This is a genomic window from Streptomyces sp. NPDC003284, assembly GCF_053589675.1.
In genome coordinates this window covers 258,716-283,870 of sequence record NZ_JBSFSI010000006.1, presented here as the reverse complement: position 1 = coordinate 283,870, position 25,155 = coordinate 258,716, and the positions used below count along the sequence as shown (strand labels likewise).

The window sequence follows — 25,155 nt, the reverse complement described above, 5'->3', positions numbered from 1 at the left end:
GGCCCCGCAGCCGCGGAACCGCCCCCACCGCCGTGCGGATTACTTCTTGTCGAGCACGTCCTGCACCTTCGCGCGGACCTCGTCCGTGGCCAGGCCGCGGATCGTCAGCGTCGTACGGCGGCGCAGCACGTCGTCGGGCGTCTCGGCCCACTCCTGGTCACGGGCCCACACGACCTGCGCCCAGATCTCCGGGGCGTCCGGGTGGACCCGCTCGCCCAGCTCCGGGTTCTCGTTGGCCAGCCGGGCGATGTCCAGGGCCAGCGAGCCGTAGTGCGTGGCCAGGTGCCGGGCGGTGTCGGCGGCCATGCGCGGGCCGGGCGCCGGCCGGTCCACCAGCAGCCGGTGCGCGACCGCGCGGGGGTTGGCGATGCCCGGCAGCGGCAGCTTCTTCGGCAGCGCCGAGATCGGCTCGAAGTCGTCGCCCAGCGGGTGGCCCGGCAGTGACTCCAGCTTCTTCATCACGGTGCGGCCGATGTGCCGGAACGTGGTCCACTTGCCGCCGGCCACGGACAGCATGCCGCCCCTGCCCTCGGTCACGACCGTCTCGCGCTTGGCCTTGGCGGTGTTGCCGGGGCCGCCGGGCAGCACCCGCAGGCCCGCGAAGGCGTAGGTGATCAGATCGCGGTCGAGCTGCTGGTCGCGGATGGAGAACGCGGCCTCGTCGAGTATCTGGGCGACGTCCTTGTCGTTGACCGCGACATCGGCCGGGTCGCCCTCGTACTCCTCGTCGGTGGTGCCCAGCAGCAGCATGTCCTCCCAGGGGAGGGCGAAGGTGATGCGGTACTTGTCGATGGGCGTGGCCAGCGCGGCCTTCCAGGGCGCGGTGCGCTTGAGGACCAGGTGCGCGCCCTTGGACAGCCGGATGGAGGGCGCCGCGTTCGGGTCCTCCAGCCTGCGCAGGTGGTCGACCCACGGACCGGTGGCGTTCAGCACCAGCCGGGCGTCCACGCCGAACTCGTCGCCGGACAGCCGGTCCTTCAGCTCGGCGCCGGTGACCCGGCCCTTGGTGAAGCGCAGCCCGGTGACCTCGGCGTGGTTGAGGACGACCGCGCCCGCCTCGACGGCCGCGCGGACCGTCATCAGCGCCATGCGCGCGTCGTTCATCTGGTCGTCGCCGTAGACGGCCACGGCCTTGAGGTTCTCGGTGCGCAGCTCGGGCACGTCCTGCGCGGCCTTGGCCGGGCTGAGCAGGTGGCCCACGCCGTCACCGAACGCGGAGAGCGCGGAGTAGGCGAAGACGCCCGCCCCGAGCTTCGCCGCGCCGTGCGGCCCGCCCTTGTACACGGGGAGGTAGAAGGTGAGCGGGTTCGCCAGGTGGGGGGCCACCTGGCGGGAGACCGCACGGCGCTCGAAGTGGTTCTCCGCCACCAGCTTCACCGCGCCGGTCTGCAGATAGCGCAGACCGCCGTGGAGCAGCTTGGAGGAGGCGGAGGAGGTGGCGCCGGCCCAGTCGCCGGCGTCGACCAGGGCCACCCTGAGTCCGGACTGCGCGGCGTGCCAGGCGGTGGAGATGCCCAGGATGCCGCCGCCGATCACGAGGAGGTCGTACGTCGCCTTGGAGAGCTGCTCCCGGGTCTCGGCCCGGCTCGGGTTCGAGCCGGAGGCCGGGTGCGTCCCGAGGGCAGGCACGGACAGGGTGGACTGACTGGTCATGGTGGTTCTTACTCCTCGTCAGCTTTCTTCGGCGATCCAGCCCATGGTCCGCTCGACGGCCTTGAGCCAGCTCTTGTACTCACGGTCGCGGGTCTCCGCGTCCATGCGGGGGGTCCACTCGGCGGCCCGGCGCCAGTTCTGGCGCAGGTCGTCGGTGGAGGCCCAGAAGCCGACGGCGAGACCGGCGGCGTAGGCGGCGCCGAGGCAGGTGGTCTCGGCGACCATCGGGCGCACCACGGGGGCGTCCAGGAAGTCCGAGAGCGTCTGCATCAGCAGGTTGTTGGAGGTCATGCCGCCGTCGACCTTCAGCGCGGCCAGCTCGACGCCGGAGTCCTTGGTCATGGCGTCGGCGATCTCCCGCGTCTGCCAGGCGGTGGCCTCCAGGACGGCGCGCGCGAGGTGCGCCTTGGTGACGTACCGGGTCAGACCGGCGATCACACCGCGGGCGTCGGAGCGCCAGTACGGGGCGAACAGGCCGGAGAAGGCCGGCACGAAGTAGGCGCCGCCGTTGTCCTCGACCGAGAGCGCCAGCGTCTCGATCTCGGCGGCGGTGGAGATCAGGCCCATCTGGTCGCGCATCCACTGCACCAGGGAGCCGGTGACGGCGATCGAGCCCTCCAGCGCGTAGACCGGCTTCTGGTCGCCGATCTGGTAGCCGACCGTGGTCAGCAGCCCGCTGTAGGAGTTGATGATCTTGTCACCGGTGTTCATCACCATGAAGGTGCCGGTGCCGTACGTCGACTTGGTCTCGCCCTCGGCGAAACAGGTCTGGCCGAACAGCGCGGCCTGCTGGTCGCCGAGCGCGGAGGCGACCGGGATCCCGCCGAGCAGCTCGCCCAGGCGGCCGCCCTTGACCTCGCCGTAGACCTCGGCGGAGGAGCGGATCTCGGGCAGGATCTCGGTCGGGACGCCGATGGACTCGGCGATCTTCGGGTCCCACTCCATCCTGTGCAGGTTCATCAGCAGGGTGCGGGAGGCGTTGGTGACGTCGGTGACGTGCTTGCCGCCCTCGGCACCACCGGTCAGGTTCCAGATGACCCAGGTGTCCATGGTGCCGAAGAGGATGTCGCCCGCCTCGGCGCGCTCGCGCAGGCCCTCGACGTTGTCGAGCAGCCAGCGGGCCTTGGGCCCGGCGAAGTAGGAGGCCAGCGGCAGGCCGGTCTCGCGGCGGAAGCGGTCCTGTCCGACATTGCGGCCCAGCTCGCGGCAGAGGGCGTCGGTGCGGGTGTCCTGCCAGACGATGGCGTTGTGGACGGGCTCACCGGTGTTCTTGTCCCACAGCACGGTGGTCTCGCGCTGGTTGGTGATGCCGATGGCCTTGATGTCGTCGCGGGTGATGCCGGCCTTCTCGACGGCTCCGGCGACGACCTCCTGGACGTTGGTCCAGATCTCGGCGGCGTCGTGCTCGACCCAGCCCGGCTTGGGGAAGATCTGCTCGTGTTCCTTCTGGTCGACGGAGACGATCCGGCCGTCCCGGTCGAAGACGATGCAGCGGGACGAGGTCGTGCCCTGGTCGATGGCGGCGATGAAGGGTCCGGCGGTGTGGGCGTCGGTCACTGTCTGCTCCTGAGGTCCGTGGTCAGTGGGGCTGCGCGTACGGCGCGTGCGGTGCGGCTCGGCGCGCGCCGCCCGGGGGACGGGCGCGCCGCTCGTCAGGCGAAGGCGACGTTGTAGACACCGGCGGCGATGGCCGCGCCGACCAGCGGGCCGACCACCGGGATCCAGGCGTAGCCCCAGTCCGAGCCGCCCTTGTTGGGCAGCGGGAGGAGGGCGTGCACGATGCGCGGGCCGAGGTCGCGGACCGGGTTGATCGCGTAGCCGGTGGGACCGCCGAGCGAGAGGCCGATGGAGACGACCACGAAGCCGGTGATCAGGGCGCCGACGACACCGAGGCCGTTGCCCTTGTCGTTCAGGCCCTGGGTGAGGATCGCGAGGATCAGCACGAAGGTGCCGATGATCTCCGTGGCGAGGTTCTGCACCACGTTGCGGATCTCCGGGCCGGTGGAGAAGACACCGAGCACGGGGCCTGCGCCCTTCTCCTGCGCCTCGACGGCCTTGGCGGTGGTGGCCTGCGCGCCGGGACCGCCGACGATCTCCTTGTCGGTCAGGTGCGCCTGGAACTGGCCGTAGTAGGCGGCCCAGACGAGCACCGCGCCGATCATGGCGCCGAGCAGCTGACCGGCGAGGTAGGTCGGCACGTTCGTCCACGCGCCGTCCTTGATGGCGAGGGCGAGCGTCACGGCCGGGTTGAGGTGGGCGCCGGAGAGCGGACCCGATATGTACGCGGCCGTCATGACCGCGAAGCCCCACCCGAAGGTGATGGCGAGCCAGCCGGCGTTGCGGGCCTTGGAGGCCTTCAGGGTGACGGCGGCACAGACACCGCCGCCGAGCAGGATGAGTATGGCGGTACCGATGGTCTCGCCGATGAAGATGTCGGAGCTGGACACCCGCGACTCCTTTGTCCTTCGTCCAGGGGAAGCCGAACCCCGGGTCCCTCCGGGGGTCTGGTGCCCTCGGGGTGAGAGCGATGCCGGCCCTTGGCGTTGTCACACTCTAACGCGTTTTTCCGCAAGGTGTTCGACAATGCCGACCGGTGGACGCGAGTCTCACCCTCTCCCAGACGGGCGTCAAGAGGTCTGTTGCGCAAAGCACGATCGTTACGTGGCGTCCCGGTCCGCACCGGCGCGCGCGGCCCGGCGCGGCTGCCCCGCGCGGCCCGGCACGGCGCCCGCGCGCGGGCGTGCGAAAGGCCGGTACGCGAGGGCGTACCGGCCGGTGCGGCCCGGGGCCGCGGAAAGGGGAAGGGGAAGGGCGAAAGGGGAAAGGCGCAGGGGGAAGGGGGAGGGGGGAGGGGCGAAGAGGGGGCGACAGTGCGTCGCCGGGGCGCGGGCGGCGGCTCAGAACCGTCCGGCGCCCAGGTCCCGGGAGACCGCGCGGGCGCAGTCGCGCACCGCCGCTATCAGCTCCGGGCGCAGCTCCCCGTCCCGGCAGACCCGCTCCACGGCGCCGGTGATGCCGACCGCCCCCACCGGCATCCGCCGCCGGTCGTGGATGGGCGCCGCGATGGACGCCACGCCCTCCCAGGTCTCCTCCACGTCGGCCGCGTACCCGCGCGCGCGGGTGAGGTCGAGGAGCTGCTCGAAGTCGGGGGCCGTGCACACCGTCCGGTCCGTGAAGGCCCGGCGCTCGGTCTCCAGCGCCTCGCTGTGCGCGACCGGGTCGTAGGCCGACAGGACCTTGCCCAGGGCCGTGGAGTGCAGCGGTTGCATGGCCCCGATCTCCAGGACCTGCCGGCTGTCGTCCGGCCGGAAGACGTGGTGCACGATCAGCACGCCCTGCTGGTGCAGGACGCCCAGGTGGACGCTCTCCCCGCTGGAGCGGGCCAGGTCGTCGGTCCACACCAGGGCGCGCGCCCGCAGTTCGTGCACGTCCAGATAGGTGGTGCCCAGGCGCAGCAGCTCCGCGCCGAGCTGGTAGCGCCCGGAGGCGTCGTCCTGCTCCACGAACCCCTCCTGCTGGAGGGTGCGCAGGATGCCGTGGGCGGTGCCCTTGGCGAGGCCCAGCGACGAGGCGATGTCCGACAGGCCGAGCCGTCGCTCGCCGCCCGCGAGCAGCCGCAGCATCGCGGCGGCCCGTTCGAGCGACTGGATGTTCCGTGCCATCGCCGTGCTGCCCTCCGTCCCCTTCGACCGCCGGCGTGCGATGTGCTGCCGCCGTTCGGCAATGCCGAACACTACCGGTCCTTGTCGACTCTCCGCTAATGGGCGGCCCTCAGCTGTTACGCAACCGGCCATCCGCCCCGGCAACGGTGACATGCTCGTCCGTGTGGTGGACGCCCCTGACCGCCCGCCTCCGGTCCCGGCTACTCTTGCGGCGTGCGCCCTTCCCGGGAGCCCTGGGCCGACCGCCCGGGACCGCCGGGGAAGACGCAAAGCCGACAGCCGTCGCACCTTCAGGGAGCCCCTTCATGGCCTCGTTGCCGCCGACCCCTTCCGCCGACGCCTCCGCCGGTGGTTCCGCCGACAGCCGGACCCGGGTGTCCGCCCTCCGCGAAGCGCTCGCCGCCCGCGTGGTGGTCGCCGACGGAGCGATGGGCACCATGCTCCAGGCCCAGGAGCCCTCGCTGGACGACTTCCAGCAGCTGGAGGGCTGCAACGAGGTCCTGAACGTCACCCGCCCCGACATCGTCCGCTCGGTCCACGCCGCGTACTTCGACGCCGGTGTGGACTGCGTGGAGACCAACACCTTCGGCGCCAACCTGACGGCGCTGGGCGAGTACGACATCCCCGAGCGGATCATCGAGCTGTCCGAGGCCGGGGCCCGGATCGCCCGCGAGACGGCGGACGAGTTCGCCGCCCGGGACGGCCGGCAGCGCTGGGTCCTCGGCTCCATGGGGCCGGGCACCAAGCTGCCCACCCTGGGCCACACGACGTTCGCCGCCATCCGCGACGCCTACCAGCAGAGCGCCGAGGGGCTGCTCGCCGGCGGCGCCGACGCGCTGCTGGTGGAGACCACACAGGACCTGCTCCAGACCAAGGCGTCGGTGATCGCCGCCCGCCGGGCCATGGCGACGGCGGGCTACGACGTGCCGCTGGTGGTCTCGGTGACCGTCGAGACGACCGGCACCATGCTGCTGGGCTCGGAGATCGGCGCCGCGCTGACCGCGCTGGAACCGCTGGGCGTCGACATGATCGGCCTGAACTGCGCCACCGGCCCCGCCGAGATGAGCGAGCACCTGCGCTACCTCGCCCGGCACGCGCGCATCCCCCTGTCGTGCATGCCGAACGCCGGTCTGCCGGTCCTCACCAAGGACGGCGCGCACTACCCGCTGACCGCTCCGGAGCTGGCGGACGCGCAGGAGCACTTCGTCCGCGACTACGGCCTGTCCCTCATCGGCGGCTGCTGCGGCACCACGCCCGAGCACCTGCGCCGGGTCGTGGAGCGGGTGCGCGGTCTGACCCCCACCGCCCGCGACCCGCGCCCCGAGCCGGGCGCCGCCTCCCTGTACCAGACGGTCCCCTTCCGGCAGGACACCTCGTACCTGGCCATCGGCGAGCGCACGAACGCCAACGGCTCCAAGAAGTTCCGCGAGGCCATGCTGGAGGCCCGCTGGGACGACTGCGTCGAGCTGGCCCGCGAGCAGATCCGCGAGGGCGCGCACATGCTCGACCTCTGCGTGGACTACGTCGGCCGGGACGGCGTGGCCGACATGGCGGAGCTGGCCGGTCGCTTCGCCACCGCCTCCACCCTGCCGCTGGTCCTGGACTCCACCGAGGTCGAGGTCATCCGGGCCGGTCTGGAGAAGCTGGGCGGCCGCGCGGTGATCAACTCGGTGAACTACGAGGACGGCGCGGGGCCGGACTCCCGCTTCGCCCGCGTCGCCGAGCTGGCGGGCGAGCACGGTGCCGCGCTGGTCGCGCTCACCATCGACGAGCAGGGCCAGGCGCGTACGCCCGAGAAGAAGGTCGAGATCGCCGAGCGGCTGATCGACGACCTCACCGGCAACTGGGGCATCCGCGAGGAGGACATCCTCGTCGACTGTCTGACCTTCACGATCTGCACCGGCCAGGAGGAGTCCCGCAAGGACGGCCTGGCCACCATCGAGGGCATCCGTGAGCTGAAGCGCCGCCGCCCCAAGGTGCAGACCACGCTCGGCCTGTCGAACATCTCCTTCGGCCTGAACCCGGCCGCCCGGATCCTGCTGAACTCCGTCTTCCTCGACGAGTGCGTGAAGGCGGGCCTGGACTCCGCGATCGTGCACGCCTCCAAGATCCTGCCGATCGCGCGGTTCGACGAGGAGCAGGTCACCACGGCGCTCGACCTGATCCACGACCGGCGCCGCGAGGGCTACGACCCGCTCCAGAAGCTCATGCAGCTGTTCGAGGGCGCCACCGCGAAGTCCCTGAAGGCGGGCAAGGCCGAGGAACTGGCCGCGCTGCCGCTGGACGAACGGCTCAAGCGGCGCATCATCGACGGCGAGCGCAACGGCCTGGAGGCCGACCTCGACGAGGCGCTGGAGACCCGCAGGGCGCTGGAGATCGTCAACGACACCCTGCTGGACGGCATGAAGGTCGTCGGCGAACTGTTCGGCTCCGGCCAGATGCAGCTGCCGTTCGTGCTCCAGTCCGCCGAGGTCATGAAGACCGCGGTGGCCCATCTGGAGCCGCACATGGAGAAGACCGACGAGGCGGGCAAGGGCACCATCGTGCTCGCCACCGTCCGCGGCGACGTCCACGACATCGGCAAGAACCTCGTCGACATCATCCTGTCGAACAACGGCTACAACGTCGTCAACCTGGGCATCAAGCAGCCCGTCTCGGCCATCCTGGAGGCCGCCGACGAGCACCGGGCCGATGTGATCGGCATGTCCGGACTGCTGGTCAAGTCCACGGTGATCATGAAGGAGAACCTGGAGGAGCTGAACGCCCGCGGCCTCGCCGCCAGCTACCCGGTCATCCTCGGCGGCGCCGCGCTGACCAGGGCGTACGTCGAACAGGACCTGTACGAGATCTACGAGGGCGAGGTCCGCTACGCCCGCGACGCCTTCGAGGGGCTGCGCCTGATGGACGCCCTCATCGGCGTCAAGCGTGGCGTCCCCGGCGCCAAGCTGCCCGAACTGCGCCAGCGCCGGGTCCGCCCGGCCGCCGCCGCGGTCGAGGAGCGCCCGGAGGAGGGCCACGTCCGCTCCGACGTGGCCACCGACAACCCGGTGCCCGAGCCGCCGTTCTGGGGCACCCGGGTCAGCAAGGGCATCCAGCTCAAGGAGTACGCGTCCTGGCTGGACGAGGGCGCGCTGTTCAAGGGCCAGTGGGGGCTGCGCCAGGCCCGCACCGGCGACGGGCCGACCTACGAGGAGCTGGTGGAGAGCGAGGGCAGGCCCCGGCTGCGCGGGCTGCTCGACCGGCTCCAGACGGACAACCTCCTGGAGGCGGCCGTCGTCCACGGCTACTTCCCGTGTGTGTCCAAGGACGACGACCTGATCGTCCTGGACGAGCGGGGCAACGAGCGCACCCGCTTCACCTTCCCGCGCCAGCGCCGCGGCCGCCGGCTGTGCCTGGCGGACTTCTTCCGCCCGGAGGAGTCGGGCGAGACCGATGTCATCGGCTTCCAGGTCGTCACCGTCGGCTCGCGGATCGGCGAGGAGACCGCACGGCTGTTCGCCTCCGACTCCTACCGCGACTACCTGGAGCTGCACGGCCTGTCCGTGCAGCTGGCCGAGGCCCTGGCCGAGTACTGGCACGCCCGGGTCCGCTCCGAGCTGGGCTTCGCCGGCGAGGACCCGGACGCCATGGAGGACATGTTCGCCCTGAAGTACCGCGGGGCCCGCTTCTCCCTCGGCTACGGCGCCTGCCCCGACCTGGAGGACCGCGCGAAGATCGCCGCCCTGCTGGAGCCCGAGCGGATCGGTGTCCACCTCTCCGAGGAGTTCCAGCTCCACCCGGAGCAGTCCACCGACGCCATCGTGATCCACCACCCGGAGGCGAAGTACTTCAACGCCCGCTGAGCGGGTTCCCGCGGCCCCCGGGACAGGGGCACCGGCCTCCGGTCCCGGGGGCCGCGTGCGCCCGGCGGGGACCGTGCGGGCCCGGCGCACGTGGCCCCGGCGACGGGCGCGGGACCCCGCTGCGAGGCCCGCGCGAGGGGTGAGCGAAGCGCTCGCGAGGCGTGCGCGAAGCCCGCGCGAGGTGTTCGCAGGGCATTCGCCCGGTCCGCGTCGTACACTGGTCGGTCCACTGCAGGCCGGTTCCCGCGCGGGAACCGGCCTGATCGTCCCTCAAGGAGGTATGCCGGATGACCAGTACGGTCCCCGCGCTCGGCACCTGTACGGCCGAAGGCTCAGCCCTTCAGGCGGTGCTCCTCGACATGGACGGCACGCTGGTGGACACCGAGGGCTTCTGGTGGGACGTGGAGGTCGAGGTCTTCGCCGCGCTCGGCCACCGCCTCGACGAGGCATGGCGGCATGTCGTCGTCGGCGGCCCCATGACCCGCAGCGCCGGCTTCCTCATCGAGGCCACCGGCGCCGCCGTCACCCTCGCCGAGGTGACCGTGCTGCTCAACGCGGGGTTCGAGGACCGTATCGGCCGGGCCCTGCCGCTGATGCCGGGCGCCGCGCGGCTGCTGGCCGAGCTGTCCGCGCACGAGATCCCCACCGCCCTGGTCTCCGCCTCCCACCGGCGCATCATCGACCGCGTCCTGGCCTCGCTCGGCCCCCACCACTTCGCCCTGTCGGTCGCCGGCGACGAGGTGGCGCGCACCAAGCCGCACCCCGACCCGTATCTGCTGGCCGCCTCCCGGCTGGGCGCGGACCCGGCGCGATGCGCGGTCGTCGAGGACACCGCGACCGGGGTCGCCGCCGCGGAGGCGGCCGGCTGCCGGGTGGTCGCCGTGCCCTCCGTCGCGCCCATCGCCCCCGCCCCGCGCCGCACCGTCGTCGGCTCGCTCGAAGAGGTCGACCTGCCGTTCCTCCAGTCGCTGATGACGTACCCGCAGCCGCCGAGCACGGGCTGACCTGGACGCCAGGGCGGGCCAGGCGGGCCCCGCCGGGCGCCGCGGCGGAATCGTCCCGGTCCGTACTGGCGTACGGGATAATCCTGGTGACGGGTGTGCGAATGAAGGGGAATCCCGCCGGATGGCTGAATTCCGGCACCAGTCGGCCGAGTTGGCAATGTGACGTTCGTCACGCGACTCGGGGTGGACGGTGGTCCGCCGGTGTGCAGGGCCCCCCGTGCCGGGCCTCAACCGACTGCCCTTGTGTCCCGATTGGTGAAAGGCTGCACGAATCCTTCCGGTGGCGCGTTTTCACACCGTCGACAGCCGGTTCCGCTGTGTGATGGCGGAGCGGATCCGGGGGCGGCGGGCCGCGTCCGGGGCGCGGACTAGTCTCGTCGCGAGACCATCGTCCTCACCCCGTGATCGGCCGCACCACCCCCTCTGCATGCCGGGTACACGGACATGACAGCCCCTGGAGAAACTCGAGCATGAACCGCAAGACTTTGGTGCTGCCGGCCGTGGTCGGACTGCTCGCGCCGGTGCTCGCCGCATGCGGTGGTTCCGACAGCGGCGGCAAGAGCGGCGACGCCATCGTCATCGGCACCACGGACCGGTTCACCGCCACCAAGGACGCCCCCGCGCCGCTGGACCCGGCGTACGCCTATGACATCGGCACCTGGAACCTGCTGCACCAGACGTTGCAGACCCTGATGATCCAGCCCAAGGGCGACGGCCAGCCGGTCCCCGAGGCCGCCGAGAAGTGCGGCTTCACCGACAGCGGCAACGAGCGCTACGCCTGCACGCTGCGCGAGGGCCTCAAGTTCGCCGACGGCACCCCGGTCACCGCGGCCGACGTGAAGTTCTCCGTCGACCGCGCCCGCACCATCAAGTCGGAGAACGGCGTCTTCGCCCTGCTCTCCACCGTCGACACCGTGGAGACCCGCGGCGACCGCGAGGTCGTCTTCCACCTCAACACGGCCGACGCCACCTTCCCCTTCAAGCTGTCGACCCCTGTCGCGGGCATCCTCAACCCCAAGGACTACGACAAGGGCAAGCTGCGCGACGGCTTCAGCGTGGACGGCTCCGGTCCGTACACCATGAAGGCCGACGTCAAGAACAACGAGCTCGTCGACGCCGTCTTCACCAAGAACCCCCACTACCAGGGGACGTTGAAGGTCAACAACGACAAGGTCGAGCTGCGAAGCTTCACGGACGCCGACGCCATGGGCGCCGCCCTGGACAAGGGCGACATCGACCTGATGACCCGTGCGATGTCGCCGGACCAGATCCGCAAGCTCTCCAACGCCTCCGGCGACAGCAAGATCGACCTCGTCGAGATGCCCGGTCTCGAAGTGCGCTTCCTCGCCTTCAACACCGACGCCGCCAGCGTGAAGGACAAGGCCGTACGGCAGGCGATGGCCCAGCTGATCAACCGCAGCGACCTGGTCGCCAAGGTCTACGGGACCCAGGCCGACGCGCTGTACTCGATGGTCCCGGCGACCATCACCGGCCACTCCAACTCGTTCTTCAACAAGTACGGCGACCCCAGCGTCAGCAAGGCCAAGTCGCTGCTGAACAAGGCCGGCGTCACCACCCCGGTCAAGTTCACGATGCACTACACGACCGACCACTACGGCCCGGCCACCAAGAAGGAGTTCGAGGTGCTCCAGCAGCAGCTCAACTCCAGCGGCCTGTTCGACGTCGACATCCAGGGCACCCCCTGGAAGGTCTTCCACCCGACGTCCCAGAAGGGCCAGTACGACGTCTACGGCATGGGCTGGTTCCCCGACTTCCCGGACGCCGACAGCTTCATCGCGCCGTTCCTGGACGCCGACAACACCCTCAACACGCCGTACGTCAGCAACGAGATCCGCAAGAACCTGCTCCCCGAGTCCCGCCGCCAGGCCGACCGGCTCGCCGCCTCCACCAGCCTGACCGCCATCCAGGACCTCGTGGCCAAGGACGTGCCGCTGCTGCCGCTGTGGCAGGGCAAGCAGTACGTCGCCACCCGCGACGACATCACCGGCGCCGCCTACGTCATCGACTCCTCGGCCACCCTGCGGCTGTGGGAGCTCGGCCGCGGTGTGAGCGGCTGACACACAGCGCCGCACACGACGGAGGCGCCCCTGCCCGGTCCGCCGGGAGGGGCGCCTCCGTCATGTGCACGGGGGACGCGCGGGTCACTGCGCGCCGGGCCGCACCAGACCGCTCTCGTAGGCGTACACCGCGGCCTGCACCCGGTCGCGCAGCCCCAGCTTGGTCAGCACATGCCCGACGTGGGTCTTGACCGTCGTCTCGCTCACGAACAGGTCGGCGGCGATCTCCGCGTTCGACAGCCCGCGCGCCACCAGCTTCAGCACCTCCACCTCACGATCGGTGAGGGTGTGCAGGGTGTCCGGCACCGGCTCGTCCCCGGAGGGCAGGTGCGTGGCGTACTTGTCCAGCAGCCGGCGCGTGATGCTCGGCGCCAGCATCGCCTCACCGGCCGCCACCACCCGGATCGCCTGCACCAGCTCATTGGCCGGCGCGTCCTTCAGCAGGAAACCGCTCGCGCCCGCGCGCAGCGCCTCCACCACGTACTCGTCGAGGTCGAAGGTGGTCAGCACCAGCACCTTCGCCGGGCCGTCCCGCTCGGGGCCGGTGATCTGCCGGGTGGCCTCCACCCCGTCCATCCGCGGCATACGGATGTCCATCAGCACCACATCGGGCTGTAGCGCACGCACCTGGTCCAGGGCCTGGAGGCCGTCCCCGGCCTCGCCCACGACCGCGATGTCCTGCTCCGCCTCCAGGATCATCCGGAACCCGGTGCGCAGCAGTGGCTGGTCGTCGACCAGTAGGACGCGGATGGCCACGTAAGTCTCCTTCGCTGGACCCCAGGGCCTCTGATCCGAACGAAAGACCCTAGTCCCGCCCCATTGTGCCCTGTACCTGCGCGGGCACCTGCGGCTCGGTCCCGCCCACGGGCAGCGGGTACGGCGGGGGAGTGCCCCCGAACTCGGGGCAGCGCTCGCGGTGGTCGCACCAGCCGCACAGCTTTGTGGGGCGCGGCCGCCACTCACCGGTCTCGGTGGCCAGCCGGATCGCCTCCCACAGCGCCAGCAGCTTGCGCTCCACCCGCTCCAGATCCGCCATGACCGGGTCGTACGTCAGCACGTCACCGCTGCCCAGGTACACCAGTTGCAGCCGCCGCGGCACCACCTGCTTCAGCCGCCACACCACCAGGGCGTAGAACTTCATCTGGAACAGCGCGCCCTCGGCGTACTCCGGCCGCGGGGCCTTGCCCGTCTTGTAGTCGACGATGCGCACCTCGCCGGTGGGCGCCACGTCCACCCGGTCGATGATGCCGCGCAGCCTGAGCCCGGAGTCCAGCTCCGCCTCGACGAACAGCTCCCGCTCGGCCGGCTCCAGGCGCGTCGGGTCCTCCAGCGTGAACCAGCGCTCCACCAGCCGCTCCGCCTCGGCCAGCCAGCGGGCCGCCCGCTCGCCGTCCGCGTCGTCGGCGAACAGCTCCACCAGCTCGGGACGGGCCTGGCGCAGCCGGTCCCACTGCCCCGGCACCAGCGCCTTGGCCCGCGGCGCGGTCCGCTCGGCGGCCGGGGCGTCGAAGAGCCGCTCCAGCACCGCGTGCACCAGCGTGCCCCGGGTGGCGGCCTCGCTCGGCTTCTCCGGCAGCCGGTCGATCACCCGGAAGCGGTACAGCAACGGGCACTGCATGAAGTCCCCGGCCCGCGAGGGCGACAACGACGAAGGGGGCGCGGGGGCCCGCAGGGGCGGCTCCCCGGCCACCACGCCCGCACCTGCACCCGCACCCGCGTCCGTGCCCACGCTCGCGTCCGTGTTCACGCCCGTGACCGCGCCGGGGCCCGCCGTCCCGGGCTCCCCGGACGTCCCGGTGCCCCCCGCGTCGTCCGTGGCGTCCGCCGCTGCGGCCTGCGTGCTCGTCTCCATGCCACAGACCCTACGGCCCGCCACTGACAGTGACCCCCGGCGCAGGCCGGTGAAGTGCGTTACGGCGGGTACGACACTGGGGTGCCGGGCGGAACCGTTCGCCCCGGCCGCATACCATCGACCCGAGACCTCCCGGCCGGCAGAGCGGGGAGCAGCGCTTCGAACGAGGGGACACCGTGGACGTGAGCGGCGGGAGCGGGCAGCCGCGTTCCGGCAACGACGAGCCGGCCGAGTCCCCCACGGGACCCGCCGGCCCGGCGCCCCACGACAGCCCCGCCCGTCCCGGATCCCGTGCGGAGCAGCCCGCCCCCGGTCACGGCGACCCCGCGCACCCGGCCGACGGCCCCCCGCCCGCCCCGGACCACGGCGGCACCCCCGGCCCCGGCACGGACCCGGACGCCGCGGCTCCAGCGGGCGACCGCCCCCCGACCGGCCCCGGCACCCGTCCCGGCCGGACGCCCCGGCCCCCGGCCGGCCACGACTCCCACCCCGACCGTGCCCTCGCCCACTCCGGCCCCGGCCGGACCCCGCCGCCCCCGCCCAGGCGCCCCCGCGAACCCGGCGGCGGACTGCTCATGGGACGCCCCTTCGGCGTGCCCGTCTACGTCGCGCCCAGCTGGTTCCTGATCGCCGCGCTGATCACCTGGGTGTTCGGCGGCCAGCTCGACCGCGTCCTGCCCCAGCTCGGCGCCGCCCGCTATCTGGTCTCCCTTTTCTTCGCCGTCGCCTTCTACGGCTCCGTACTGGTCCACGAACTGGCGCACACGGTGGCCGCCCTGCGCTTCAAGCTCCCGGTGCGCCGCATCCAGCTCCAGTTCCTCGGCGGGGTCTCCGAGATCGAGAAGGAGGCCGAGACACCCGGCCGCGAGTTCGTGCTCGCCTTCGTCGGACCCCTGCTCTCCCTGGTCCTGTCCGGCGTCTTCTACCTCGCCCTCCAGCCCGTGGAGCGCGGCACGGTCCCGGGAGTCCTGCTGGCCTCCCTGATGATCTCCAACCTGATCGTCGCCGCCTTCAACCTGCTGCCCGGCCTGCCCCTGGACGGCGGGCGGATGCTCCGCGCCGTCGTCTGGAAGATCACCGGCCGCCCCATGAGCGGCACCGTCGCCGCCGCCTGGGTCGGCCGCGCCCTGGCCGTCTCCGTCCTCATCGGTCTGCCGCTGCTCAGCCAGTCCGGCGCGCTCGGCACCGCCGCCGAGGACAGCGTCGGCCTGGGCACCGTGACCGACGCCCTGCTCGCCGCGATCGTCGCCGCGATCATCTGGACCGGCGCCGGGAACAGCCTGCGCATGGCCCGGCTGCGCGAACACCTGCCCGAGCTGCGCGCCCGCGCCCTGACCCGCCGCGCCGTCCCGGTCGAGACCAGCACCTCCCTGGCCGAGGCGCTGCGCCGCGCCAACGCGGCCGGTGCCCGCGCCCTGGTGGTCGTCGACGGCCACGGCGAACCGCTCTCCCTGGTCCGCGAGACCGCCATCGCGGGCGTACCCGAGCACCGCCGCCCCTGGGTCGCCGCCAGCTCGCTCGCCCAGGACCTCACCGACGGCATGCGCGTCTCCGCCGAGCTGGCCGGTGAGGAGCTGCTGGACGTGCTGCGCGCCACCCCCGCCACCGAGTACCTGGTGGTGGAGGAGACCGGCGAGATCTACGGGGTGCTGTCCGCCGCCGACGTCGAACGCGCCTTCGTGAAGGCCATGGCCCGCCCCAGCTGAGTCCCGCTCTCCCGAAGCGGTGGTCGGCGGGCCTCCCGGGGGCCGGTAGGCTGGTCACATGTCCGAACCGACCGGTGCCGCCCGCCGCCGCGGGCCCTTCAAGGTCGGGGACCAGGTACAGCTGACCGACCCCAAGGGCCGCCACTACACGTTCACGCTCGAGGCCGGGAAGAACTTCCACACCCACAAGGGTTCCTTCCCGCACGACGAACTGATCGGCGCACCCGAGGGCAGCGTTGTCCGCACCACCGGCAACGTCGCCTACCTCGCGCTGCGTCCCCTGCTCCCCGACTACGTCCTGTCCATGCCCCGCGGCGCAGCCGTGGTCTACCCCAAGGACGCGGGGCAGATCCTCGCCTTCGCCGACATCTTCCCCGGCGCCCGCGTCGTGGAGGCGGGCGTGGGCTCCGGCTCGCTCAGCAGCTTCCTGCTGCGGGCCATCGGCGACCAGGGCATGCTGCACAGCTACGAGCGGCGCGCCGACTTCGCCGAGATCGCCCAGGGCAACGTCGAGCGCTACTTCGGCGGCCCGCACCCCGCCTGGCAGCTCACCGTCGGCGACCTCCAGGACAACCTGTCCGACACGGACGTCGACCGCGTCATCCTCGACATGCTCGCCCCCTGGGAGTGCCTGGAGGCCGTCTCCAAGGCGCTGGTCCCCGGCGGCATCCTGTGCTGCTACGTGGCCACCACCACCCAGCTCGCCCGGACCGTGGAGTCCATCCGGGAGATCGGCTGCTTCAACGAGCCGACCGCCTGGGAGACGATGATCCGCAACTGGCACATCGAGGGCCTGGCCGTCCGCCCCGACCACCGCATGATCGGGCACACCGGCTTCCTGCTCACCGCCCGCCGCCTCGCGGACGGCGTCGAGCCCCCCATGCGCCGCCGCCGTCCCGCCAAGGGCGCCTACGGCGACGACTACGAGGGCCCCAACGCCGACGGCGGCGCCGGCCGCTGACCCGGCCGCGCCCCGACGGCAACGCTTCGGCGCCGTGGCGCAGTTCCCGGCCGGTTCCGGGAACTGCGCCACGGCGCCCGTTCGTTGAGCGGCGGCACGAAGGGCGAGGTCCGCGGCCGGTCGCGGCCCGCAGGAGTACCCACCCCGCCGTTCCCCCGCACTGTGACGTGTGGCACGATGCTGGCCATCCCACCGGCACAGCCCTCACGGGAGACACTCCTAGTGCAGCACTCCGCCGTCCCGGAACTGGCACACGCGCACACCCGCACCCGCCCCGTCCACTGGGTCGCCACCGCCGCGGCCGTCGCCGCGGTGATCGCCCTCGCCCCGGCCCTGCGCCCCGGCTCCGCCACCGCCGCCCAGCACACCGGCACCGGCACCCGGACCGAGAGCGCCCCCGTCACCGCCGAGCCCCCCGCCACCACCGGGGTGGCCTTCCCCATCCAGTGCGGTCCGCTCAAGCCGGTGGTCGCCGAGCAGGCCACCGGGGACCTCGACCACGACGGCCGCCCCGAGACCGTGGCCGTGGTGCACTGCGACGGCTCCATGGGCACCCCGCCCGACGCCGTCTACGTCCTGACCCGCGCCCGGGAGACCGGCGCCACGCGCGTGGTGGCCACCCTCGTCGACCCCAAGGACCGGTTCACCGTCACCGACTTCGCCGTCCGCGCGGGCGAGGTCACCGCCACCCTGCTCGGCTACTCCTCGCCCGACGTGCCCAATTGCTGCCCCGACCTGAAGGACGGCGCGAAGTGGCGGTGGCACAACGGCGCGTTCGTCCGTTCCGGACCGCAGCGGTCGCGCAGTGTCTGAGCGGACGAGCGGTCCGGCCCCGTGCGCCGCACGGGGCCCGCGGTACCCGCCGGGGTGTGAGGAATCAGACAACCGCGACGGCGGGCGTCCGGACGGTCACCCAGCGTCCGGGCCGTACACCTCGACCCTGTCCAGAACCCGCCGCACATGGATGCACTCGCCCGGACACTCCCGCGCCGAGTCGACCACGTCCGTGAGAAGCGGCAGCGGCACGGGCGTTGCCGCGCCCTGCGCCTGGAGCAGCTCGTCGCCGGGGCCCTTCACATAGGCCAGACCGTCGATGTCCAGCTCGAACACCTCCGGCGCGTACTGCGCGCAGATGCCGTCGCCGGTGCACAGGTCCTGGTCGATCCAGACCTCCAGCTCCTCGCCGCCGTCCGCGGTCTGCTGCTGCACGCTCATGTCTCCTGCCGTTTCACGTCGGACCGGACGGGAATCAGGCCAGCTCCGACGGGTGTTGAACGTCTCGACCCTACCTCCGTCCGCTTTCCAATCATGTTCGGTGGGTATTCCCCTGGCGTGAGGGAGAGCGCAAGGGTGAAGATCGGACACACCCCGACAGTCTTTGTGATCTAGGGGTTTCAATCGACACCCACCCAGGTAGGGTCTGGAAGCGTCCAGCTCCCCTTGGAGGAGGTGAGGACCGTGGCAGCCCACGACGACGACATGAACCGCGGCATCCGCCCGGGACGAGGGTCCGACGACCCGGCCGGGCAGATCGCCTACCTTGAGCAGGAGATCGCCGTCCTGCGACGCAAGCTCGCCGACTCTCCGCGGCACACGAGGATTCTCGAGGAGCGGATCGTCGAGCTGCAGACCAACCTGGCCGGCGTCTCCGCGCAGAACGAACGGCTGGCGAACACCCTCCGCGAGGCCCGCGACCAGATCGTGGCCCTCAAGGAGGAGGTCGACCGGCTCGCACAGCCGCCGGCCGGCTTCGGCGTCTTCCTCCAGTCCAACGAGGACGGCACCGCCGACATCTTCACCGGCGGCCGCAAGCTGCGGGTGAACGTCAGCCCCGGCGTCGAGCTCGACGAGCTGCGGCGCGGCCAGGAAGTGATGCTCAACGAAGCGCTCAACGTGGTCGAGGCCATGCAGTACGAGCGCGTCGGCGACATCGTCACCCTCAAGGAGATCCTGGAGGACGGCGAGCGCGCCCTGGTCATCGGGCACACCGACGAGGAGCGCGTGGTGCGCCTCGCCGAACCGCTGCTCGACGTGACCATCCGGGCCGGCGACGCCCTCCTGCTCGAACCCAGGTCGGGCTACGTCTACGAGGTCGTGCCCAAGAGCGAGGTCGAGGAGCTCGTCCTCGAAGAGGTGCCCGACATCGGCTACGAGCAGATCGGCGGCCTCGGCAACCAGATCGAGATGATCCGGGACGCGGTCGAGCTGCCGTACCTCTACCCGGACCTGTTCAAGGAGCACGAACTGCGCCCGCCCAAGGGCGTCCTGCTCTACGGGCCGCCCGGATGCGGCAAGACGCTCATCGCCAAGGCCGTCGCCAACTCGCTGGCCAAGAAGGTCGCCGAGGTCACCGGCCAGGCCGCGGGCAAGAGCTTCTTCCTCAACATCAAGGGCCCCGAGCTGCTGAACAAGTACGTCGGCGAGACCGAGCGGCAGATCCGCCTGGTCTTCCAGCGCGCCCGGGAGAAGGCCAGCGAGGGCACCCCCGTCATCGTCTTCTTCGACGAGATGGAGTCGCTCTTCCGCACCCGCGGCTCCGGTGTCAGCTCGGACGTGGAGAACACCATCGTCCCGCAGCTGCTCGCCGAGATCGACGGTGTGGAGGGCCTGCAGAACGTGGTGGTGATCGGCGCCTCCAACCGCGAGGACATGATCGACCCCGCCATCCTGCGGCCCGGCCGGCTCGATGTGAAGATCAAGATCGAGCGTCCGGACGCCGAGGCGGCCAAGGACATCTTCGCGAAGTACCTCACCGAGCGCCTGCCGCTGCACGGGGACGACCTCACCGAGCACGGCGGTGACAAGCAGGCCACGGTCGGGGCCATGATCCAGACCGCGGTCGAGCAGATGTACGCGGAATCCGAGGAGAACCGCTTCCTGGAGGTCACCTACGCCAATGGCGACAAGGAAGTCCTTTACTTCAAGGACTTCAATTCCGGCGCCATGATCGAGAACATCGTGGGCCGCGCCAAGAAAATGGCGATCAAGGACTTCCTGGAGAAGGAACAGAAGGGTCTCCGCGTCTCGCACCTGCTCCAGGCATGTGTGGACGAGTTCAAGGAGAACGAGGACCTGCCGAACACCACCAACCCGGACGACTGGGCCCGGATCTCCGGAAAGAAGGGCGAGCGGATCGTCTACATCCGCACCCTCATCACCGGAAAGCAGGGCGCGGACACCGGTCGCTCCATCGACACGGTGGCGAACACCGGGCAGTACCTGTAAAAACAGGGCGGCTGCGGGTGCCCACGCCGGGTACCCGCAGTCGACTGTTTTCCGGGGCCATCGCAGGGAGCAGGCAGAGCAGGCAATGAAGCAAATGATCTCCCCGTCGGCGCAAAGGCGTTCTAGGCTCTTTCGTACCGCCGGGTCGCGCGGTGCGGGGACGGGCACCGCACAGGCACCCGAGCACCAGCGGTACTTGAGCGCCGCCCCCGACCGGAGGCGCCGCCGGGCAAGGAGGGCCGCATGACCGTACGGCGAGTGATGGGCATCGAGACGGAGTACGGGATCTCCGTCCCCGGTCACCCGAACGCCAATGCCATGCTCACCTCGTCCCAGATCGTCAACGCCTACGCGGCGGCGATGCACCGGGCCCGCCGGGCCCGCTGGGACTTCGAGGAGGAGAACCCGCTGCGGGACGCCCGCGGCTTCGACCTCGCCCGCGAGGCCGCCGACTCCACCCAGCTCACGGACGAGGACATCGGCCTGGCCAACGTGATCCTCACCAACGGCGCCCGGCTCTACGTCGACCACGCCCACCCCGAGTACAGCGCCCCGGAGGTCACCAACCCGCGCGACGCCGTGCTGTGGGACAAGGCGGGCGAGCGCATCATGGCCGAGGCCGCCGAGCGGGCCGCCCAGCTGCCCGGGGCCCAGCCGATCCACCTCTACAAGAACAACACCGACAACAAGGGCGCCTCCTACGGCACGCACGAGAACTACCTGATGCGGCGCGAGACCGCCTTCTCCGACATCGTGCGCCACCTCACGCCCTTCTTCGTCTCCCGCCAGGTCGTCACCGGCGCCGGCCGCGTCGGCATCGGCCAGGACGGCCACGAGCACGGCTTCCAGCTCAGCCAGCGCGCCGACTACTTCGAGGTCGAGGTCGGACTGGAGACGACGCTCAAGCGCCCGATCATCAACACCCGCGACGAACCGCACGCCGACGCCGAGAAGTACCGACGGCTGCACGTGATCATCGGCGATGCCAACCTCTCCGAGATCTCCACCTACCTCAAGCTGGGCACGACCGCCCTGGTCCTGTCCATGATCGAGGACGGCTTCATCGCCGTCGACCTGGCCGTGGACCAGCCCGTGCGCACCCTGCACCAGGTCTCGCACGACCCGTCCCTCAAGCGCCTGATCACGCTGCGCAGCGGCCGGACACTCACCGCGGTGCAGCTCCAGATGGAGTACTTCGAGCTGTCGCGCAAGTACGTCGAGGAGCGCTTCGGCGCGGACGCGGACGAGCAGACCAAGGACGTCCTGGCCCGCTGGGAGGACACCCTCAACCGGCTGGAGAACGACCCGATGAGCCTGTCCGGCGAGCTGGACTGGGTCGCCAAGCGGGCGCTGATGGACGGCTACCGGCGCCGCGACGGCCTGGACTGGGACGCCGCCCGGCTGCACCTGGTGGACCTCCAGTACGCCGACGTACGTCCCGAGAAGGGCCTCTACAACCGGCTGGTGGCCCGCGGACGCATGAAGCGCCTGCTGGACGAGTCCGAGGTCGACCGGGCGCGCCGGAAGCCGCCGGAGGACACCCGGGCCTACTTCCGCGGCCGCTGCCTGGAGCAGTACGCCGACGACGTGGCCGCGGCCTCCTGGGACTCGGTCATCTTCGACCTGCCCGGACGCGACTCGCTCCAGCGCGTCCCAACCCTGGAACCGCTTCGCGGAACGCGTAATCACGTCAAGGAGCTGCTGGACCGGTGCCGGACGGCGGAAGACCTGGTCAGGGTCCTGTCCGGCGGGTGAGCGGGTACCCGGTCCGGGCAGTGCCGGCCGGCCGGACGGGGTGGAAATGCCCGGGTCCGGGAATCATCGAGATGGCCCCCGCGCGTTGTGGAAACTGCGGGGCCGATGTCGGACCCGGATTGTAGGGTCTGATCATCACCGAACGGCGGTAATGCCGACCATGTCGGGCGAACTGAGCGGGGTGAGGGTTATGGCAACCAAGGACACCGGCGGCGGGCAGCAGAAGGCCACGCGCTCGACCGAGGAGGTCGAGGAGCAGGCACAGGACGCACAGGCCACCGACGACCTCAAGGAACGCCAGGACAAGCTCTCGGAGGACGTCGACGACGTCCTGGACGAGATCGACGACGTACTCGAGTCCAACGCGGAGGACTTCGTCCGAAGCTTCGTCCAAAAGGGCGGCCAGTAGCACACCCGGCACACGTCCCGGCACCGGCCCCCGCGAGCGGGCCGGTGCCGGGACGGATGACCGGCGTCGGCACGGGTAGGGTCCGTGCACAGATTTGATGATCGGCTCGGCCGTCCCCGGCGGGGCCGCAGTCTTACGTGGAAGGAATCGCGTGGAAGCCAACACTCGTAGCACCGGGCGTCTACCAGCTGCCTTCCTGACGCCCGGGTCCTCGTCCTTCATGGACTTCCTCTCCGAGCACCAGCCCGAGCTGCTGCCCGGCAAGCGGCAGCTCCCGCCCGCGCAGGGCGTGCTGGAGGCACCGCACGGCACGACGATCGTGGCCGTGAGCTTCCCCGGGGGCGTCGTGCTGGCCGGTGACCGCCGGGCCACGATGGGCAATGTGATCGCGCAGCGGGACATCGAGAAGGTGTTCCCGGCGGACGAGTACTCCGCCGTCGGCATCGCCGGTACGGCGGGCCTGGCCGTGGAGATGGTCAAGCTGTTCCAGCTGGAGCTGGAGCACTTCGAGAAGGTCGAGGGCGCGCAGCTCTCGCTGGAGGGCAAGGCCAACCGCCTGTCCACCATGATCCGGTCCAACCTCGGCATGGCCATGCAGGGCCTGGCCGTGGTGCCGCTCTTCGCGGGGTACGACGTGGACCGCGACAAGGGCCGCATCTTCTCCTACGACGTGACCGGCGGCCGCAGCGAGGAGCACGGCTACGCGGCCACGGGCTCCGGCTCGGTCTTCGCGCGCGGTGCCATGAAGAAGCTCTTCCGCACCGACCTGACCGAGGCCGAGGCGACCACACTGGTGGTGCAGGCCCTGTACGACGCGGCAGACGACGACTCGGCGACCGGCGGTCCCGACGTCGCCCGCCGGATCTATCCGATCGTCACCGTGATCACCGATGACGGCTTCCGCCGGCTCACCGACGACGAGTCCTCCGAGATCGCCCGCTCGGTGCTCCAGCGGCGTCTGGAGCAGCCGGACGGACCGCGCGCCGCGCTGCTGTAGCCGCGGCCGGATCTTGCCCAGGGTGATCGAGTGACCTCTACAGAAAGGGACGGATAACCGGTGTCGACGCCGTTCTATGTCTCACCCCAGCAGGCCATGGCCGACCGGGCGGAGTACGCCCGCAAGGGCATCGCCCGCGGCCGCAGCCTGGTCGTGCTCCAGTACGCCGACGGCATCGTGTTCGTCGGCGAGAATCCGTCCCGCGCGCTGCACAAGTTCAGCGAGATCTACGACCGGATCGGCTTCGCCGCCGCCGGCAAGTACAACGAGTACGAGAACCTGCGCATCGGCGGTGTCCGCTACGCCGACCTGCGGGGCTACACCTACGACCGGGACGACGTCACGGCCCGTGGCCTGGCCAACGTCTACGCCCAGACACTCGGCACGATCTTCTCCAGCGCGGCCGAGAAGCCGTACGAGGTGGAGCTGGTGGTCGCCGAGGTGGGGGAGACCCCGGAGGGCGACCAGATCTACCGGCTGCCGCACGACGGGTCGATCGTCGACGAGCACGGCTCGGTCGCGGTCGGCGGCAACGCCGAGCAGATCAGCGGCTACCTGGACCAGCGCCACCAGGACGGGATGACGCTGGCCGAGGCGCTGAAGCTGGCGGTGCAGGCGCTGTCCCGCGACACCAACGGCAGCGAGCGGGAGATCCCCGCCGAGCGCCTCGAGGTGGCGGTGCTGGACCGCACGCGTCCGCAGCAGCGCAAGTTCAAGCGCATCGTGGGCCGCCAGCTGGCCCGGCTGCTGGAGGGCGGCAGCCCGGACATCTCCGAGGACAGCGACGAGCCGGAGAACACCGACGGCGCCGAGGGTTCCGGCGGTTCCGACAGCCCCGGCACGAGCGAGAAGTAGTTCCCGCCGTTCCGGCTGCCCCGGCCGGTGTCCCTGCGACGCCGCGGCCGGGGCACCGGCGTCTCAGGAGGCGCCGGGCGGGGCCGTGGAGCCGCGGACGACCAGTTCGACGGGGATGTCCCCGCCGTCGGGCGTGCGGCCCTCCAGGACGGCCAGCAGGGCGTGCATGCCGCGGGCGCCGAAGGTCTCCGCGTCCAGCCGTACGGTGGTCAGCTCGGGGTCGATGGCGGTGGCCAGGGCCAGGTCGTCCAGGCCGGTGACGGAGATGTCGTCGGGCACGCGCAGCCCGAGCCGCCGCAGGGCCTTGTAGGCGCCCGCGGCCAGCTTGTCGTCGTCGCAGACCAAGGCGCTGGGGCGCGGCCCCGGGGCGCCGAGCGCGGCCTCGGTGGCGGCGTGGGCGTCCTCGATGGAGATCGGGGCGCGGGCGGTGCGCAGCGAGGTGCCCGGCACCGCGGCCAGGCGGGCGGCCAGTTCCCGGGCCCGCACCTCGAAGGTCCAGGACGGCACGTCGGCCGCGAGGTGCAGGAAGCGCCGGTGGCCGAGGCCGAGCAGATGCGCGGCGACCTGGCGGACGCCGTCGGCGATGTCCAGGTTCACCGTCGCGGCGCCGAGGCTGCCCGCCGGGTCGCTGTCCAGCATGACCAGCGGCAACTGGTCGCCGCGGATGGCGGTGAGCGCGTCGGCGGCCATGGAGGAGGCGATCACCCCGTCCAGGGCGGCCTGGGCGGAGGCGAAGGGGTTCCTGGCGGGGCCGATGCCCTCGGGGGAGGGGTAGAGGACCACGCCGAAGCCGTGCTCGGCGGCGACCCGGGCGGCGCCGGTGTAGACACCGGCGAAGAACTCGGTGGTCAGCGCCGGGACGACCAGGAGCACGGTCCGGGTGTGGCCCAGGCGCAGGTTGCGGGCGGCGAGGTTGGGCCGGTAGCCGAGGTCGCGGGCGGCCTCGCGCACCCGCTCGGCGGTCGGCTCCGAGACCCGGCCGCGCCACTTGTCGCCCAGGACCAGGGAGACGGCGGCCTGGGAGACTCCGGCGGCCTGGGCCACGTCGCGGCTGGTGGGCCGGGTGCTTCCTCGTGCCACCGTGCTGCTGCTCCTCTGCCTCGGGCCGCCCGGGTGTCCCGGGTGCGCGTGCGCGCGTGCGGCCGGTCGCGGTCGT

19 protein-coding genes are annotated in these 25,155 nt (G+C 71.5%); 11 read left to right on the top strand and 8 right to left on the bottom strand.

Annotation, left to right across the window (positions count from 1 at the left end):
* Positions 1–39: 39 nt before the first annotated feature.
* From ACWDYF_RS16115 to ACWDYF_RS16100, 4 genes are all read right to left on the bottom strand, one after another.
* Positions 40–1,653 carry a glycerol-3-phosphate dehydrogenase/oxidase gene (locus ACWDYF_RS16115; protein ID WP_018570363.1) on the bottom strand — a complete coding sequence of 538 codons (1,614 nt, stop codon included), beginning with the start codon at positions 1,651–1,653 and terminating at the stop codon, positions 40–42.
* Positions 1,654–1,671: 18 nt separating this feature from the next.
* Entirely contained in the window at positions 1,672–3,210 is a 1,539-nt protein-coding gene (gene glpK / locus ACWDYF_RS16110) for a glycerol kinase GlpK (RefSeq protein WP_018570362.1), read from the bottom strand.
* A 95-nt stretch (positions 3,211–3,305) separates the two neighbouring features.
* On the bottom strand, positions 3,306–4,100 hold the full coding sequence (locus ACWDYF_RS16105; protein WP_018570361.1) for an MIP/aquaporin family protein: 795 nt from the start codon (positions 4,098–4,100) through the stop codon (positions 3,306–3,308).
* A gap of 450 nt (positions 4,101–4,550) precedes the next feature.
* Entirely contained in the window at positions 4,551–5,315 is a 765-nt protein-coding gene (locus ACWDYF_RS16100; RefSeq protein ID WP_026252954.1) for an IclR family transcriptional regulator, read from the bottom strand.
* A 305-nt stretch (positions 5,316–5,620) separates the two neighbouring features.
* On the opposite strand from ACWDYF_RS16100, the gene metH reads away from it, so the two are divergent.
* The 3 genes from metH (at position 5,621) to ACWDYF_RS16085 (ending at position 12,239) form a co-directional block, all read left to right on the top strand.
* Entirely contained in the window at positions 5,621–9,157 is a 3,537-nt protein-coding gene (metH, locus tag ACWDYF_RS16095) for a methionine synthase (RefSeq protein ID WP_389464065.1), read from the top strand.
* A 287-nt stretch (positions 9,158–9,444) separates the two neighbouring features.
* Positions 9,445–10,161: an HAD family hydrolase gene (locus ACWDYF_RS16090; protein ID WP_018570358.1), complete on the top strand. Its 717-nt coding sequence runs from the start codon at positions 9,445–9,447 to the stop codon at positions 10,159–10,161.
* Positions 10,162–10,631: 470 nt separating this feature from the next.
* On the top strand, positions 10,632–12,239 hold the full coding sequence (locus tag ACWDYF_RS16085; RefSeq protein WP_389464067.1) for an ABC transporter substrate-binding protein: 1,608 nt from the start codon (positions 10,632–10,634) through the stop codon (positions 12,237–12,239).
* Positions 12,240–12,323: 84 nt separating this feature from the next.
* Here the strand turns inward: ACWDYF_RS16085 and ACWDYF_RS16080 are convergent, their stop codons facing one another.
* Positions 12,324–12,995, bottom strand: a complete 672-nt coding sequence (locus ACWDYF_RS16080; RefSeq protein WP_018570356.1) for a response regulator — start codon at positions 12,993–12,995, stop codon at positions 12,324–12,326.
* Between the two features lie 49 nt (positions 12,996–13,044).
* On the bottom strand, positions 13,045–14,091 hold the full coding sequence (locus tag ACWDYF_RS16075; RefSeq protein WP_389464070.1) for a RecB family exonuclease: 1,047 nt from the start codon (positions 14,089–14,091) through the stop codon (positions 13,045–13,047).
* Positions 14,092–14,267: 176 nt separating this feature from the next.
* Between ACWDYF_RS16075 and ACWDYF_RS16070 the strand changes: the two genes are divergently transcribed.
* The 3 genes from ACWDYF_RS16070 (at position 14,268) to ACWDYF_RS16060 (ending at position 17,571) form a co-directional block, all read left to right on the top strand.
* Positions 14,268–15,797, top strand: coding sequence for a site-2 protease family protein (locus tag ACWDYF_RS16070; protein ID WP_389464072.1), 1,530 nt, complete (start codon positions 14,268–14,270; stop codon positions 15,795–15,797).
* Positions 15,798–15,855: 58 nt separating this feature from the next.
* The gene (locus ACWDYF_RS16065; protein WP_018570353.1) at positions 15,856–16,758 is read left to right on the top strand and encodes a tRNA (adenine-N1)-methyltransferase; all 903 of its coding nucleotides are present in this window, start codon (positions 15,856–15,858) and stop codon (positions 16,756–16,758) included.
* A 222-nt stretch (positions 16,759–16,980) separates the two neighbouring features.
* Entirely contained in the window at positions 16,981–17,571 is a 591-nt protein-coding gene (locus ACWDYF_RS16060) for a hypothetical protein (protein ID WP_355478546.1), read from the top strand.
* 96 nt (positions 17,572–17,667) lie between these two features.
* Here ACWDYF_RS16060 and ACWDYF_RS16055 read toward each other — a convergent pair whose 3' ends face one another.
* Positions 17,668–17,973 (bottom strand): ferredoxin, encoded by a 306-nt coding sequence (locus tag ACWDYF_RS16055; protein WP_018570351.1) that lies wholly within the window; start codon positions 17,971–17,973, stop codon positions 17,668–17,670.
* A 243-nt stretch (positions 17,974–18,216) separates the two neighbouring features.
* Between ACWDYF_RS16055 and arc the strand changes: the two genes are divergently transcribed.
* The 5 genes from arc (at position 18,217) to prcA (ending at position 23,999) form a co-directional block, all read left to right on the top strand.
* Complete coding sequence (gene arc / locus ACWDYF_RS16050) at positions 18,217–19,983, top strand: proteasome ATPase (RefSeq protein ID WP_064531880.1); 1,767 nt, start codon at positions 18,217–18,219, stop codon at positions 19,981–19,983.
* A gap of 243 nt (positions 19,984–20,226) precedes the next feature.
* Positions 20,227–21,738 carry a depupylase/deamidase Dop gene (dop, locus tag ACWDYF_RS16045; protein WP_389464075.1) on the top strand — a complete coding sequence of 504 codons (1,512 nt, stop codon included), beginning with the start codon at positions 20,227–20,229 and terminating at the stop codon, positions 21,736–21,738.
* Positions 21,739–21,928: 190 nt separating this feature from the next.
* Positions 21,929–22,147, top strand: a complete 219-nt coding sequence (locus ACWDYF_RS16040) for a ubiquitin-like protein Pup (protein WP_018570348.1) — start codon at positions 21,929–21,931, stop codon at positions 22,145–22,147.
* A 151-nt stretch (positions 22,148–22,298) separates the two neighbouring features.
* On the top strand, positions 22,299–23,144 hold the full coding sequence (gene prcB, locus ACWDYF_RS16035) for a proteasome subunit beta (protein WP_037874232.1): 846 nt from the start codon (positions 22,299–22,301) through the stop codon (positions 23,142–23,144).
* Positions 23,145–23,204: 60 nt separating this feature from the next.
* The gene (prcA, locus tag ACWDYF_RS16030) at positions 23,205–23,999 is read left to right on the top strand and encodes a proteasome subunit alpha (protein ID WP_389464078.1); all 795 of its coding nucleotides are present in this window, start codon (positions 23,205–23,207) and stop codon (positions 23,997–23,999) included.
* Between the two features lie 63 nt (positions 24,000–24,062).
* Here prcA and ACWDYF_RS16025 read toward each other — a convergent pair whose 3' ends face one another.
* A complete protein-coding gene (locus ACWDYF_RS16025; protein ID WP_389464080.1) occupies positions 24,063–25,079 on the bottom strand; it encodes a LacI family DNA-binding transcriptional regulator in 1,017 nt (338 codons plus the stop codon).
* Positions 25,080–25,155: the final 76 nt, after the last annotated feature.

What these genes read in the sequence shown, in the direction of transcription:
- ACWDYF_RS16090 (WP_018570358.1), top strand. Translation starts at nt 9,445, where the DNA reads ATGACCAGTACGGTCCCCGCGCTCGGCACCTGTACGGCCGAAGGCTCA.
- ACWDYF_RS16065 (WP_018570353.1), top strand. Translation starts at nt 15,856, where the DNA reads ATGTCCGAACCGACCGGTGCCGCCCGCCGCCGCGGGCCCTTCAAGGTC.
- ACWDYF_RS16085 (WP_389464067.1), top strand. Translation starts at nt 10,632, where the DNA reads ATGAACCGCAAGACTTTGGTGCTGCCGGCCGTGGTCGGACTGCTCGCG.
- ACWDYF_RS16055 (WP_018570351.1), bottom strand. Translation starts at nt 17,973, where the DNA reads ATGAGCGTGCAGCAGCAGACCGCGGACGGCGGCGAGGAGCTGGAGGTC.
- ACWDYF_RS16075 (WP_389464070.1), bottom strand. Translation starts at nt 14,091, where the DNA reads ATGGAGACGAGCACGCAGGCCGCAGCGGCGGACGCCACGGACGACGCG.
- ACWDYF_RS16040 (WP_018570348.1), top strand. Translation starts at nt 21,929, where the DNA reads ATGGCAACCAAGGACACCGGCGGCGGGCAGCAGAAGGCCACGCGCTCG.
- metH (WP_389464065.1), top strand. Translation starts at nt 5,621, where the DNA reads ATGGCCTCGTTGCCGCCGACCCCTTCCGCCGACGCCTCCGCCGGTGGT.
- ACWDYF_RS16115 (WP_018570363.1), bottom strand. Translation starts at nt 1,653, where the DNA reads ATGACCAGTCAGTCCACCCTGTCCGTGCCTGCCCTCGGGACGCACCCG.
- dop (WP_389464075.1), top strand. Translation starts at nt 20,227, where the DNA reads ATGACCGTACGGCGAGTGATGGGCATCGAGACGGAGTACGGGATCTCC.
- ACWDYF_RS16100 (WP_026252954.1), bottom strand. Translation starts at nt 5,315, where the DNA reads ATGGCACGGAACATCCAGTCGCTCGAACGGGCCGCCGCGATGCTGCGG.